General features: G+C 73.2%; 14 protein-coding genes. 6 read left to right on the forward strand and 8 right to left on the reverse strand.

Going from position 1 to position 13,715, the window contains the following annotated elements:
• The 3 genes from DVA66_RS08825 to DVA66_RS08835 all read left to right on the forward strand — a co-directional run.
• On the forward strand, positions 1-787 hold a 787-nt coding region (locus DVA66_RS08825), incomplete at its 5' end, for a cell wall-active antibiotics response protein (protein ID WP_232821853.1).
• Positions 784-996, forward strand: a complete 213-nt coding sequence (locus DVA66_RS08830) for a hypothetical protein (protein WP_114559749.1) — start codon at positions 784-786, stop codon at positions 994-996. The genes DVA66_RS08825 and DVA66_RS08830, both read left to right, overlap by 4 nt.
• A 23-nt stretch (positions 997-1,019) precedes the next feature.
• Positions 1,020-1,322 (forward strand): PspC domain-containing protein, encoded by a 303-nt coding sequence (locus DVA66_RS08835; RefSeq protein WP_114559750.1) that lies wholly within the window; start codon positions 1,020-1,022, stop codon positions 1,320-1,322.
• Between the two features lie 85 nt (positions 1,323-1,407).
• Here the strand turns inward: DVA66_RS08835 and guaA are convergent, their stop codons facing one another.
• Positions 1,408-2,964: a glutamine-hydrolyzing GMP synthase gene (gene guaA / locus DVA66_RS08840; RefSeq protein WP_114559751.1), complete on the reverse strand. Its 1,557-nt coding sequence runs from the start codon at positions 2,962-2,964 to the stop codon at positions 1,408-1,410.
• Between the two features lie 65 nt (positions 2,965-3,029).
• Here guaA and DVA66_RS08845 point away from each other — a divergent pair, with 65 nt between their 5' ends.
• The 3 genes from DVA66_RS08845 to cysE all read left to right on the forward strand — a co-directional run bounded on the left by DVA66_RS08845 (position 3,030) and on the right by cysE (position 5,613).
• The gene (locus DVA66_RS08845; RefSeq protein WP_232821854.1) at positions 3,030-3,914 is read left to right on the forward strand and encodes an aminoglycoside phosphotransferase family protein; all 885 of its coding nucleotides are present in this window, start codon (positions 3,030-3,032) and stop codon (positions 3,912-3,914) included.
• 95 nt (positions 3,915-4,009) lie between these two features.
• Positions 4,010-4,939 (forward strand): cysteine synthase A, encoded by a 930-nt coding sequence (cysK, locus tag DVA66_RS08850; protein WP_114559752.1) that lies wholly within the window; start codon positions 4,010-4,012, stop codon positions 4,937-4,939.
• 56 nt (positions 4,940-4,995) lie between these two features.
• Positions 4,996-5,613: a serine O-acetyltransferase gene (gene cysE, locus DVA66_RS08855; RefSeq protein WP_114559759.1), complete on the forward strand. Its 618-nt coding sequence runs from the start codon at positions 4,996-4,998 to the stop codon at positions 5,611-5,613.
• A gap of 187 nt (positions 5,614-5,800) precedes the next feature.
• Here the strand turns inward: cysE and DVA66_RS08860 are convergent, their stop codons facing one another.
• From DVA66_RS08860 to DVA66_RS08890, 7 genes are all read right to left on the reverse strand, one after another.
• Positions 5,801-6,109, reverse strand: coding sequence for a chorismate mutase (locus DVA66_RS08860; RefSeq protein ID WP_267896827.1), 309 nt, complete (start codon positions 6,107-6,109; stop codon positions 5,801-5,803).
• Positions 6,106-7,209: a GuaB3 family IMP dehydrogenase-related protein gene (locus DVA66_RS08865; RefSeq protein WP_114559753.1), complete on the reverse strand. Its 1,104-nt coding sequence runs from the start codon at positions 7,207-7,209 to the stop codon at positions 6,106-6,108. The genes DVA66_RS08860 and DVA66_RS08865 overlap by 4 nt, the downstream gene beginning before the upstream one ends.
• 13 nt (positions 7,210-7,222) lie before the next feature.
• Positions 7,223-8,749, reverse strand: a complete 1,527-nt coding sequence (guaB, locus tag DVA66_RS08870) for an IMP dehydrogenase (protein WP_232821856.1) — start codon at positions 8,747-8,749, stop codon at positions 7,223-7,225.
• A 62-nt stretch (positions 8,750-8,811) separates the two neighbouring features.
• Positions 8,812-9,690 carry a TIGR01777 family oxidoreductase gene (locus DVA66_RS08875; RefSeq protein ID WP_114559754.1) on the reverse strand — a complete coding sequence of 293 codons (879 nt, stop codon included), beginning with the start codon at positions 9,688-9,690 and terminating at the stop codon, positions 8,812-8,814.
• Between the two features lie 41 nt (positions 9,691-9,731).
• A complete protein-coding gene (locus DVA66_RS08880) occupies positions 9,732-11,768 on the reverse strand; it encodes a GMC oxidoreductase (RefSeq protein ID WP_114559755.1) in 2,037 nt (678 codons plus the stop codon).
• Entirely contained in the window at positions 11,765-12,664 is a 900-nt protein-coding gene (locus DVA66_RS08885) for a carbohydrate ABC transporter permease (protein WP_114559756.1), read from the reverse strand. The genes DVA66_RS08880 and DVA66_RS08885 overlap by 4 nt, the downstream gene beginning before the upstream one ends.
• The gene (locus tag DVA66_RS08890; protein ID WP_114559757.1) at positions 12,661-13,623 is read right to left on the reverse strand and encodes a carbohydrate ABC transporter permease; all 963 of its coding nucleotides are present in this window, start codon (positions 13,621-13,623) and stop codon (positions 12,661-12,663) included. Before DVA66_RS08890 ends, DVA66_RS08885 begins: the two co-directional genes overlap by 4 nt.
• Positions 13,624-13,715 lie beyond the last annotated feature (92 nt).

The raw sequence follows: 13,715 nt of genomic DNA on the forward strand, positions 1-13,715 counted from the left end.
GCCGCCGGTGGACCGACCGTCGCCCGCGGACCCGGCCCCCTCCCCCGCCCGGCCCGCGACGACGGCCGAGGCCGCTGAGGCGCTCTCGACCCACACCGCCGCGGTACGGCAGTACCTCGGCGTGCCCGACCCGGCCGGGCTGTACACCGCCGGAGCGCCGGCCGACCCGCCGGCGCCGCAGCGGCGACGCGGCAACCGCGTCCTGCTCGGGGTGCTGCTGGCGGCCCTGGTGGTGGTGCTCGGCACCCTCGGCGCCCTGGACGCGGTCACCGGTTGGCCCATCGCCCTCAGCACCTACCTGGGGACGGCGCTCGCGGTGACGGCCGTCGCCTGCGTGGTGGCCGCCTTCACCGGCCGGTTCCGCGGGCTGGTGGCGATCACCGTGCTGCTCGCGGTCTCGGCGGTGACGACCGGGCTGGGCCAGGCCTTCAGCCAGAGCCCGGCCTGGTCGCAGTCGACCAGCCACCACTACGGGTCGCTCGCCGAGCTGCCGGCCTCGGACACGATGGAGGTCGGGACGGTGGAGGTCGACCTCAGCGACCTGGAGGTCGCCGAGGACCGCAGCTACCTGGTCCGCGTCGACGCCGGTGTCGTACGGCTGGTCGTGCCCGACGACCAGCACGTGCAGGTCGAGGCCGCTGTGGACGTCGGCACGATCAGGATGCCCGCCGGGTCGAGCCAGGGCATCGACCTCCGCCAGAGCGCCACCTTCGGCGACACCGACGAGCCCCGGCTGACGATCCGCGCCCGCGCCGACGCCGGCACGGTGGAGGTGGTGGCCCGATGAGCGCCCCCACCGACCGCGTCCCGGTCCGGCCGACGCGCCGCGGCGTCGACGTCGGCGTCCTCATCCTCGGGCTGATCATGCTCCCGGTCGCCGCCCTGGTGGTGTGGACCTCGCTCGGCCTGGCGGTCGACTGGGGCACCATCGCCGTCCTCGCCCCCGTCGGACTGGTCCTCGTCGGAGGACTCGGTCTGGTCCTGTCCCGCCAGTAACCCGCCACACGGAAGGTCCCGCCATGTCCAGCGCACCCCGTCAGCTCACCCGCAGCCGCGACCAGCGGATCGTCTCCGGCCTGTGCGGAGGTCTGGCCGAGTACCTCAACATGGACCCCACGCTGGTGCGGGTCGTCTTCGCCGCCATCACCGTGCTGACCGGCGTGTGGCTCGGTCTGCTCGCCTACCTCGTCGGCCACTTCGTCATCCCCGAGGCACCGCTGGACGCCGACCGGATCGCCCCGTTCGAGCCCACCGACCCCCTCGGGACGCCGGCGCAGCACCCCGCCGACACCAGGCTGCGGAACCCCGACGACCTGCGCTGAGCCGGGCGAGCTCAGCGCGGGGCGCTCACTCCCACTCGCCCCGAGCGCGGAGCGCTCGCTCCCACTCGCCCCGAGCGCGGAGCGCTCACTCCCACTCGATCGTGCCCGGCGGCTTGCTGGTGATGTCGAGGGTGACGCGGTTGACCTCGCGCACCTCGTTGGTGATCCGGGTGCTGATCCGCTCGAGCACCTCGTACGGCAGCCGGCTCCAGTCGGCGGTCATCGCGTCCTCCGAGCTCACCGGGCGCAGCACCACCGGATGGCCGTAGGTGCGGCCGTCGCCCTGCACGCCGACGGAGCGGACGTCGGCCAGCAGCACCACCGGGAACTGCCAGATCTCGCGGTCGAGTCCGGCGGCGGTGGTCTCCTCCCGGGCGATCAGGTCGGCCCGGCGCAGGATCTCCAGCCGGTCGCGGGTGACCTCGCCAACGATCCGGATGGCGAGCCCCGGCCCGGGGAACGGGTGGCGCCACACCATCGCCTCGGGCAGCCCCAGCTCGGCGCCGACCGCGCGGACCTCGTCCTTGAACAGCGCCCGCAGCGGCTCGACCAGGGTGAACTGGAGGTCCTCGGGCAGACCGCCGACGTTGTGGTGGCTCTTGATGTTGGCCGCACCCTCACCGCCGCCGGACTCCACGACGTCGGGGTAGAGCGTCCCCTGCACCAGGAACTCGATGTCGTGCTCGGCGTTGATCCGGCGCGTCTCGGCCTCGAAGGTGCGGATGAACTCGCGGCCGATGATCTTGCGCTTCTGCTCGGGGTCCGAGACCCCGGCCAGGGCGTCGAGGAACTGGTCGGCGACCTCGGCCACCACCAGGTCGACGCCGGTGGCCGCGACGAAGTCCTGCTCAACCTGCTCGGCCTCCCCGGCGCGCAGCAGCCCGTGGTCGACGAAGACGCAGGTCAGCTGGTCACCGACCGCCCGCTGCACCAGCGCCGCGGCGACCGCGGAGTCGACGCCGCCGGAGAGGGCGCAGAGCACCTCCTTGTCGCCGACCTGCTCGCGGATCGCGGCCACCGACTCCTCGACGATGTTGGCCGCGGTCCAGTCCGGACGGCAGCCGGCGATGTCGAAGAGGAAGTGCTCCAGGGTGCGCTGGCCGTGCTCGGTGTGCATCACCTCCGGGTGCCACTGCACCCCGGCGAACCCGCGGGCCCGCTCCTCGAAGGCGGCGATCGGGGCGCCCGGCGAGGTCGCCAGCACGGTGAACCCCTCCGGGGCGCGGGTGACGGAGTCGCCGTGGCTCATCCACACCCGCATCGCCGGGTCGACCTGGGACAGCAGCGCCCCGGGCTCGACCACCGTGGCCGGCGTCCGCCCGAACTCGCTCCGCCCGGTGTGGGCGACCTCGCCGCCGAGGGCCTGGGTCATCGCCTGGAAGCCGTAGCAGATGCCGAAGGCGGGCACGCCGAGGTCGAACATCCCGGCGTCCACCTGCGGCGCGCCTGGGGCGTAGACCGACTGCGGGCCGCCGGACAGGATGATCGCGGTCGGTCGGCGGGCGGCCATCTCGGCCACCGGCATGGTGTGCGGGACGATCTCGGAGTAGACCTTGGCCTCCCGCACGCGGCGCGCGATCAGCTGGGCGTACTGGGCCCCGAAGTCGACGACGAGGACGAGGTCGTGGTCACGCGCGCTCATGGCTGTCCAGTCTAGGGCCCGCGGCGACGTCCCGGCGCCGCCGGAACGGTCGTAGTGTTCGGCCCGTGGACGTCCCGGCCACCCTGCTCGAGATGCCCCGCTGGTGGCACGACGCCGCGGGTCGCACCTGGCTGACCCGGCTGCCGGCGCTGGTCGCCGAGCGGCTGCGCACCTGGGGGCTGACCGCCGACGGCCCGCCCTGGCACGGGTCGAACGCGCTGGTGCTGCCGGTGCGGCGCGGTGGGGAGCCGCTGGCGCTGCGGATGTCGCCACCCGGGGACGACGTCGCCGGCGAGGCAGAGGCGCTGCGGCTGTGGGACGGCCGCGGCACCGTCCGGCTGCTCGACGTCGACGCCGACCAGGGCGCCACCCTGCTCGAGCGGCTGGACGGCGACCACACCCTCGCCCGCGAACCGGTGGGACGGGCCGTGGAGGTGCTGGCCACGCTGATGGTGCGGCTCGCGGTGCCGGTGCCGGAGCGGGTGCGCTCCACCGCCGAGGTCGCCGGTGCGGAGGTGGCGTCCTTCCGCCGGCGCTGGGAGGCCGCCGGACGTCCGACCCCCTCCGCGCAGCTGGGTCGGGCGCTGGCCGCGGCCCGTGAGCTGGCGGCCACCGACCCGGGCAGCACGGCCGTGGACGCCGACCTGCACTCCGAGCAGGTGCTGCGGGGCGGTCGTGAGCCGTGGCTGGTGGTCGACCCGGTGCTGCTGCGCGGCGACCGTGAGCACGACCTGGCGCGGGTGCTGTGGACGCGGCTGGAGGAGCTGCCCGAGGACCGCGACGTCCGGGACGCCTTCGACATGGCCGTGTCGGTGGCCGGGGTGCCCCGCGACCGCGCCACCTCGTGGGTGGTGGTGCGCTCGATGTCCTACCTGCTGTGGGGGCTCGAGCACGGGCTGACCACCGACCCGGTGCGTTGCCGGCGGCTGCTCGACCTGTTCGCCGGCTGAGCGTTCCCTAGTTCGCCAGCCGGGAAACTGGTCCATGATGTGAGACATCGCTCGGCTGGAGGAATCCGGGACCCGACGTCCGGTGTTCTTCTGCCATGCGAATCCATGATGATGTCACCCAGATCGTCGGCGGCACCCCGCTCGTGCGCCTCAACCGGATCACCGACGGCGCCCAGGCCACCGTCCTGGCCAAGATTGAGTTCGTGAACCCCGCGCACAGCGTGAAGGACCGGATCGGTGTGGCCATCATCGAGGCCGCCGCGAAGTCCGGTGAGCTGCAGCCGGGCGGCACCATCGTCGAGGGCACCTCGGGCAACACCGGCATCGCGCTGGCCATGGTCGGCGCGGCCAAGGGCTACAAGGTCGTCCTCTGCATGCCCGAGACCATGTCGGCCGAGCGCAAGACGCTGCTGCGCGCCTACGGCGCCGAGCTCGTGCTGACCCCGGGGTCGGAGGGCATGAAGGGCGCCGTGGCCCGCGCCGAGCAGATCGCCGCCGAGCGTGGCGCCGTGCTGGCCCGTCAGTTCGCCAACCCCGCCAACGTCGAGGTGCACCGCCGCACCACGGCCGAGGAGATCTGGAACGACACCGACGGCACGGTCGACTTCGTGGTCGGCGGCGTCGGCACCGGCGGCACCCTGACCGGTGTCGGCCAGGTGCTCAAGGAGCGCAAGCCCGAGCTGAAGATCGTGGCCGTCGAGCCCGAGGAGTCCCCGATCCTGTCCGGCGGCCAGCCCGGCCCGCACAAGATCCAGGGCATCGGCGCCAACTTCGTGCCCGACATCCTCGACCGCTCGGTGATCGACGAGGTCATCCCGCAGAACGCCGAGACCGCGGTCAAGTGGGCCCGTCGCGCCGGCGTCGAGGAGGGCATCCTCGCCGGCATCTCCTCCGGTGCCGCGCTGGCCTCGGCGATCGCGGTGGCCCAGCGTCCCGAGAACGCCGGCAAGACGATCGTCGTGATCGTCCCCTCCTACGGCGAGCGCTACCTGTCGACGATCCTGTACGCCGACCTGATGAGCTGATGAGGCCTGCGCTGCTGAGGCGTCTGGTGACGGTCCTCAGCGCACCCGGCTCGACCATGGTGACCCGCACCGGTCCCGACGGACCACGCCCCCGGCCCGGGGCAGCGCTCGCGCTGCTGTCTCGGGCCTGGCGGCGTTGGCAGGAGGACACCGACAACGCCCTGCGCCACGACCCCGCGGCCCGCAACCGGGCCGAGGTGACGGTGGCGTACTCGACGATGCACGCGATCTGGGCGCACCGGCTGTCGGCCCTGCTCTGGCGGCGCGGGCACCGCCTGGCCGCCCGGCTGGTCTCCCAGCTGGCCCGGGCCGCGACCGGGGTGGAGATCCACCCCGGCGCCACCATCGGGCGGCGCTTCTTCATCGACCACGGCACCGGTGTGGTGATCGGCGAGACCGCCGTGATCGGCGACGACGTGATGTTCTACCACGGGGTCACCCTGGGCGGACGGTCCCCGATGGCCCGCGGCAAGCGCCACCCCACCCTGGAGGACGGGGTGATGGTCGGCGCCGGCGCCTCCATCCTCGGCCCGGTGGTGGTCGGCCGGGACGCCAAGGTCGGCTCGAACGCGGTCGTCACCCGCAACGTGCGGGCCGGCGCGACCGTGGTCGGCGTCCCCGCCCGGGAGCGCACCCCGGCCGAGGCCGCGCAGGAGCCGGAGTGGCACATCTGAGGCTCGCCCTTCCCTGCGAGTCCGCGGGAGCGGGTGCTGGTCTGGGCGGTCTGGTCCTGGGCACGACGTGCCGCTGAGCGTCACGCTGTCAGGAGCTGGGCACCGATCCGTCAGCGACCGACGGGCCCGTCCCCAGCGCCCTGAGCCTGTCGACGGGCGACCCCTGCCGACCCTGCCCGCGGACGCCTCAGGCGGTGGCGGTGTCGGAGGCGATGGCCTCGTGGTGGCGGATGACCTCGGCGACGACGAAGTTGAGGAACTTCTCGGCGAACTCGGGGTCGAGGCGGGCGTCGACGGCGAGGGCGCGCAGGCGGGCGATCTGACGGGCCTCGCGGTCGGGGTCGGCAGGGGCCAGGCCGTGGGCGGCCTTGAGCTCCCCGACCCGCTGGGTCACCTTGAACCGCTCGGCCAGCAGGTGGATGAGCGCGGCGTCCATGTTGTCGATGCTGGCCCGCAGCCGCAGCAGCTCCTCGGTGACGGGGTCCGGGGCGGTCACGAGAGGACCACCTCGACCCGCTGGAACTCCTTCACCTCCGTGTAGCCGGTGGTGGCCATCGCGCGGCGCAGGGCGCCGACGAGGTTCATCGTGCCGTCCGGACGCCGCGACGGGCCGAGCAGGATCTCCTCCAGCGGGCCGACCTGCTCGAAGGCGACGCGCTCCCCCCGCGGCAGCGAGCCGTGCCAGGCCTCGGCCCCCCAGTGGTAGCCCTGGCCCGGCGCATCGGTGGCCCGGGCGAGCGGTGAGCCGATCATCACCGCGTCCGCCCCGCAGGCGATCGCCTTGGCGATGTCGCCGGAGCGGCCCACACCGCCGTCGGCGATGACGTGCACGTAGCGGCCGCCCGACTCGTCCAGGTAGTCGCGGCGGGCCTCGGCGACGTCGGCGATGGCCGAGGCCATCGGCACCTCGATCCCCAGCACCTGCCGGGTGGTGTGCGCGGCACCGCCGCCGAAGCCGACCAGCACGCCCGCGGCGCCGGTGCGCATCAGGTGCAGGGCGGCCTGGTAGGTGGCCACCCCGCCGACGATCACCGGCACGTCGAGGTCGTAGATGAACTGCTTGAGGTTGAGCGGCTCGCGGTCCTCCGAGACGTGCTCGGCCGACACGGTGGTGCCGCGGATGACGAAGAAGTCGACCCCCGCGCTCTCCACCGTGCGGGCGTGCTCGGCGGCGTGCTGCGGGGACAGCGCCCCGGCCACCGGCACCCCGGCGGCCCGGATCTCGGCCATCCGGGCGGTGATCAGCTCGGGCTTGATCGGCTCGGCGTAGATCTCCTGCATCCGCCGGGTGGCGGTGCGGGCGTCGACGATCTGGGCCAGCTCGTCCAGCAGCGGCTGCGGGTCGTCGTAACGCGTCCACAGCCCCTCGAGGTTGAGCACGCCGAGCCCGCCGAGACGGCCCATGGTGATCGCGCTCGCCGGCGACATCACCGAGTCCATCGGCGCGGCCATCATCGGGAACTCGACGGTCAGCGCGTCGATCCGCCAGCTCAGGTTCACCTGCTCCGCGCCCCGGGTGCGGCGTGAGGGGACGATCGCCACGTCGTCGAGGGAGTAGGCCCGCTGGGCGCGCTTGCTCCGGCCGATCTCGATCATCTGCTCTCCCGTGTCAGGAGCCCGCGTAGTTGGGGGCCTCGACCGTCATCTGGATGTCGTGCGGGTGCGATTCTCGCAGACCCGCCGAGGTGATCCGGACGAATCGTCCACGGCGCTTGAGCTCGGCCACGGTGTGGGAGCCGGTGTAGAACATCGCCTGCCGCAGCCCACCGACCAGCTGGTAGGCCACCGCGCCGAGCGGGCCGCGGTAGGGCACCTGGCCCTCGATGCCCTCCGGCACCAGCTTGTCGTCGGAGGTGACGTCGCTCTGGAAGTAGCGGTCCTTGGAGTAGGACGCCTTCCGCCCCCGGGAGGCCATCGCCCCCAGCGAGCCCATCCCGCGGTAGGACTTGAACTGCTTGCCGTTGATGAAGACGAGCTCGCCCGGGCTCTCGTCGCAGCCGGCCAGCAGCGAGCCCAGCATCACGGTGTCCGCGCCGGCCACCAGCGCCTTGGCGATGTCGCCGGAGTACTGCAGGCCGCCGTCGCCGATCACCGGGACGCCCGCCTCGCGGCAGGCCTGGGCGGCGCTGTGGATGGCCGTCACCTGCGGGACGCCGACGCCGGCGACCACGCGGGTGGTGCAGATCGAGCCGGGGCCCACCCCGACCTTGACCGCGTCCGCGCCCGCCTCGACCAGGGCCCGCGCCCCGGCCTCGGTCGCCACGTTGCCACCGATGATGTCGACGTCGGCGGCGGCCGGGTCGTTCTTGAGCCGCTTGATGAGGTCAATCACCCCGCGGGCGTGGCCGTTGGCGGTGTCGACGACCAGCGCATCCACACCCTCCTCCACCAACGCCATCGCCCGCTCCCAGGCGTCACCGAAGAAGCCGACGGCCGCGCCGACACGGAGCCGACCCTGGGGGTCCTTGCAGGCGTTGGGGAACTGGTCGGACTTCACGTAGTCCTTGAGCGTGATCAGCCCGGTCAGCCGGCCGGCGTCGTCGACCAGCGGCAGCTTCTCGATCTTGTTCGCCGCCAGCAGCGCGAGCGCCTCGTCGGGCTTGATCCCGGTGCTGCCGGTGACCAGCGGCATCTTCGTCATCACCTCACCGACCCGGCGGTGCGGGTCGGTCTCGAAGCGCATGTCACGGTTGGTGATGATGCCGAGCAGCTTGCGGTCGGCGTCCACCACCGGCACCCCGGAGATGCGGAACTGCCCGCACAGCTCGTCGGCCTCGGCCAGGGTGGCCTCGGGTGAGATGGTGATCGGCTCGTCGACCATCCCCGCCTCCGAGCGCTTCACCAGGTCGACCTGATGGGCCTGGTCCTCGATGGAGAGGTTGCGGTGCAGGATGCCCATCCCGCCCTGGCGGGCCATCGCGACGGCCATCCGGGCCTCGGTCACGGTGTCCATCGCCGAGGACAGCAGCGGGATCCCCACCCGGATCCGGCGCGACAGCTGGGAGGACGTGTCGACCTCGCTGGGGATGACGTCGGTCTCGTTGGGTTGGAGCAGGACGTCGTCGAAGGTCAGGCCCAGGGCGGCGAAGGGCTGCGGGACGCCAGCGGCGGTCAGGTCACCGGGAAGGATCGACACGGGTCACCTCTTCAGTTCGCGGAGCCCCCATCCTAGTGCGGTCCGCGAAGTCCTCCGAACGCTCAGACCAGCGTGCGCAGGGTCGCGGCCAGATCGGTGTCGAGGTGGGTGAAGCCGCTCTCCACCAGCCGGGCCGGCAGCACCCGCTGGCTGGCGAACAGGGCCTCGCGCACCAGCTGCGGGCCGAGCACCAGGTCGAGCCCGACGGTCGGCGTCGGCACCAGCGTGGGCCGGTGGACCGCCTTCCCGAGCGCGGCGGTGAAGTCGGCGTTGCGCACCGGCTGGGGGCCGGTGAGGTTCACCGGGCCGCTGAGGTCGGCCTCGAGCAGGTGCAGCTGGGCGGCGACGGTGTCGCGCAGGCTGATCCACGGCATCCACTGCCGCCCGTCGCCGAGCCGGCCGCCGGCGCCGATCCGGAACAGCGGCAGCTGCCGGTCCAGCATGCCGCCCTCGGCGGCGAGCACGATCCCGGTGCGCAGCTGCACCACCCGGACGTCGTCGGTGCGGGAGGCGTCCTCCCAGCGCCCGACCAGGTCGGCCAGGAAGCCCTCACCCTGCCGGTCGGCCTCGGTCAGCTCGTCCTCGCCGCGGTCGCCGTAGAAGCCGACCGCGGAGCCGGACAGGAACACCCGGCAGCGGTCGGAGGTGGCGAGCGCGGAGACCACCGTGCGGGTCGTCTCCAGCCGGCTGGTCAGCAGCAGCTGGCGGCGGGCGGCGTTCCAGCGCCGGTCCGCGATGCCGGCGCCGGCCAGGTTGACCACGGCGTCGACATCGGTCAGCCCGGCCTCGCTGATGGCCCCGGCGCCGGGGTCCCACTCACGCTCGCCGGGCTCGCGCGGCGGACGGCGCACCAGCCGGACGACCTCGTCCCCGCGGTGCCGCAGCGCACGGACGAGCGCCTGACCGATCAGACCCGAGCTGCCACCGACCGCGATGCGCACGCTCCCATCCTGGCACGCGGCCCTCCGCCCTCAGCGGGCCGTCAGCCCGGCCAGTCCGCCAGGATCCGGTCAGCCACCCGGAAGGCGTTGGCCATGATCGTCAGGGTCGGGTTGACGCTGCCGTTGGTCGGGTGCAGCGAGGCGTCGGCGACGTAGACGTGGCGGGTGCCGTGCAGCCGGCCGTCCGGTCCGGTGGCCGAGTGTCGCGGGTCCTCCCCCATCCGGGCGGTGCCGCTGGAGTGCTCCCCCGCCGCGGAGGCGGTCGCGCTGCCCCGGTGCCGGCGGACGGTGGTCGCGCCGGAGGCCTGCATCCAGCGGACGCCGACCTCGGCCATCCCGGTCTCCACCTCGAGCGAGGCGGGATGGGTGTCCTTGCGCAGCCGGGCCGCCGGACGTCCCCAGCGGTCGCGCACCGCGGCGTCCAGGCGTACCCGCGAGGACGGCAGCGGGACCTCCTGGCCGATGCCGAACACCCCGAACACGGTGCGCCGGCCCTCCCGCATCCACCGCTTGTGCCCCAGACCCCACGCGGGCACCCCGGGGGCCGTCGGCTCGCTGGCCTGGGTCAGCGGCAGGATCCCCATCAGGTCGACGATGACGCCACCGCCCCAGCCGATGGTGCCGGCGTGCTCGTGGTCGCGGGTCGCGATGCTGTGCCCCGGGCCCCGGTAGTCCTTGAGCGGACGGTCGACCTCACCGAGCACGGTGACGAAGCGGTGGTCGTGCAGGTGGCGGCCCAGGTGGTCGTTGCCCAGCCCGCTGGCCAGCAGCAGCCGCGGCGTCTCCACCGCCCCCGCCGAGACCACCACCACCGGCGCGCCCACCTCGAGCTCGACCGGCTCGGGACCGGACGCGCCGGCCAGCAGCCGCACCCGGGCGCCACCGGCGGCGTCGACCACCTCGACCGCCTCGGTGTCGAGCAGCAGCTCGCAGCGGCCGGTGGCCAGCGCCCGCGGCACCACGGTGTTGTGGGAGCCGTTCTTGGCGTCCACCGGACAGGCGTGGCCGACGCACTGGGGGCAGCGCACGCAGGCCGGGCGTCCCTCGTGCTCGACGCTGTTGATGGCCAGCGGGATCGGTCCCCAGCCCCAGCCCAGCCGCTCCGCGCCTGCCGCCAGCCACTCCCGCGCCGGTTCGGTGCCCATCGCCGGCATCGGGTAGCCGCCGGTGCGGCGGGTGCGCGTGGTCAGCGCCCCCTCCTCCCCGGCGACGCCGAGCTCGGCCTCGGCGCGGGCGTAGTAGGGCTCCATCTCGTCGTAGCCCACCGGCCAGTCCGCCAGCGAGGCGCCGTCGGGGTTGCCGTAGGTGGAGGCCATCGCGAAGTCCTCGGGCATGAACCGCCAGGCCATCCCCTGCCAGATCCGGGTGCCGCCGCCGAGCAGCATGGCGTTCAGCCCGTAGCGCCAGCCGTTGCCGTCGCCGTCCACGGTCACCGCGCCGTCGGCGTCCTCGAGCACCCGCGGGTGCCCGGGCCCCGGCCCGGCCGACGGGGCGTAGACGGCGTTGCGCTTGCCGTGCAGGTGGTCACCGCGCAGCGCGGCGTTCGAACGCGCCGGCGCCCGCTCGACGAGCAGGACGTGCTTGCCGGCGGCCGACAGCGCGCGGGCCACCGACCCCCCGCCCGGTCCGGAGCCGATGACCACGGCGTCGTAGCCGCGGCGGACGTCGCCCGCCGCCACGGTGGGCAGCGGTGCCGGCTCGACCGGCTCCACCCCCGGTGGCACCGGGGAGAAGCCGATCATGTCCAGCCCGGCCGGACGGGCCCCGTGCCGGGCGGCGTAGTAGCCCTCCCAGCAGACCCGGCGGAGGGCGGCCAGCTCGCCCGCGACCTCGGGGTCGCGCTCCCAGGCCAGCAGCAGCCCGTCGCGGGCGGCGTCGTCCAGCCCGACGAAACCGGCCCGCTCGAGCCGGCCCGCGAGCGAGCCCAGCAGCGGCCGGGCCCAGTCCAGGTCGGGCCCGGGGGCGTCGAGGTAGTCCCCGACGCCCCCGTCCCAGCCACCGGCCCACTCGTCGGCCGGGATGATCCGGTCGACCGCCGCCCGCAGCGCCTGACCCGGCCCCGTGTCCGGGCCCGTCATCGGCCGGCCAGCGAGCCGCCGATGCCCCCCACGCTGAAGTAGCGGTTGAGGACCGCGAACACGATCACCGGCGGCAGCATCATGATCACCGCGACCGCCATCACCGGCCCCCAGTTCGTGGTGTTCTGCTGGAAGAAGGTCTGCAGACCGACCGGCAGGGTGAAGTTGGCGTTGGAGCGCAGGAAGACCAGCGAGACCAGGTAGTCGTTCCAGGCCAGCAGGAAGCAGAAGATCGCCGTGGACAGCACCCCGGGCAGGGAGTTGCGCAGCACGATCCGGATGAACCCGCCGAACACCGAGGCCCCGTCGATCCAGGCGGCCTCCTCCAGTGCCACCGGGATCGAGTCGTAGTAGGCCGTCATCATCCAGATCGCCACAGACATCGTCGAGCCGACGTAGATGATGGTGATGCCGGTCAGCGTGTCGACCAGCTGCAGCTGGGCGAAGAGGATGAACAGCGGGATGACCGAGATGACGATCGGCACCGACTGCACCACGAACAGCAGCAGCGAGTAGCTCGAGACCAGCTTGTTGCGTCCGCGGGAGAGCACGTAGCCGGCCGGTGCCGCCACGATGACGGCGATGAGCACGGTGATCAGCGCGGTGGTCAGGCTGTTGCCGAGCCAGGTGGCGACCTGGGTGCGGGAGAAGACGATCTGGAAGTTCTCCAGCGTCGGTCCGGTCGCCGAGCTGCCCAGCCCGGGCCGCAGCGAGAGCCACAGCACCGAGACGATCGGGACCAGCACCAGGGCGGTGATGATCGCCATCAGCAGGAAGCGCCACCACTGCCCGCGGGCCTCCTGCTCGACGCTGGTCCGCCGGCGAGGCGCCTGCTGCTCGGCGGAGAGCCGCCGCGGCGCCAGGGCGGCCGGGGCGTTCGGTGCGGAGCCGCTCATGCGATGTCCACCTTCCGGATCTGGCGGTAGAGCACCACCGACACGATGACCAGGGTGGCGGTCATCAGCAGCGCGATGGCCGTGCCCGGACCGGTCTGGTACTGCGCGAAGGTCGTGCGGTAGGAGAGCACCACCAGCGAGGTGGTGGCGTTGACGGGCCCGCCGCCGGTGAGCAGGAAGATCGTCGGGAAGTCGTTGACGCAGAAGATCGTCATGAGGATCCAGCTGATGTAGGTGGACCGGGAGATCAGCGGCAGCGTGAGGTGGGTGAAGAGCTGGCGCCGGCTGGCCCCGTCCACCCGCCCGGCCTCGTAGACGTTCTCGTCCACCGAGGCCAGCGAGGCCGACATCATCATCATCATGAACGGGAAGCTGATCCAGACCTTGAACACGCAGACCGTGATCGAGGCCAGCAGCGGGTCGGCCAGGAACAGCACGCGACCCAGCCCGAGCAGCTCACCGATGATCGGCAGCGGGCTCTGCGGGGTGGCGACCAGCCAGTTCCACGAGGTGGAGGTGACGACGACGGGCACCACCCACGGCAGCAGCAGCAGGACCTTGAAGACCTTGCCGCCGGGGATCCGGGTGCGCAGCAGCATCGCCAGCGCCAGGCCGACGGCCCAGCTGCCGAACACACCGACCACGGTGAAGATCAGCGTGAACCGGGCCGCGGCCCAGAAGCCGGGCGAGGTCAGGACGTCGGCGAAGTTCTCCAGGCCGACGAAGTCCCCGTCGGAGATCAGGGTGCCGTCACGCAGCGACTGCACGCTGCCGTACAGCACCGGGTAGAGGTTGAGCAGGGCGATCAGCAGCACGGACGGCAGCACCAGCAGCACCAGGGTCAGGGACCGTGCGCTCGGTCCCTTCCGTGCGGTGTGCGGGCGCTGCCGGCCGGACCCGCCGGGGGCGACCCCCCGGCGGGCCCGACGCACGCGCTCGCCGATGGCGAGGTCGGTCATCGGAGTCTCTTCTCTGGGTGGGCGGGAGGGACGGGGGCCGGCCTCAGCCGATGGTGTCCTCGATGCCCCGCTGCAGCTCCTCCAGCGCCGAC

It is taken from the genome of Desertihabitans aurantiacus (assembly GCF_003344635.1).
In the GTDB taxonomy this organism is placed as follows: Bacteria; Actinomycetota; Actinomycetes; order Propionibacteriales; family Propionibacteriaceae; genus Desertihabitans; species Desertihabitans aurantiacus.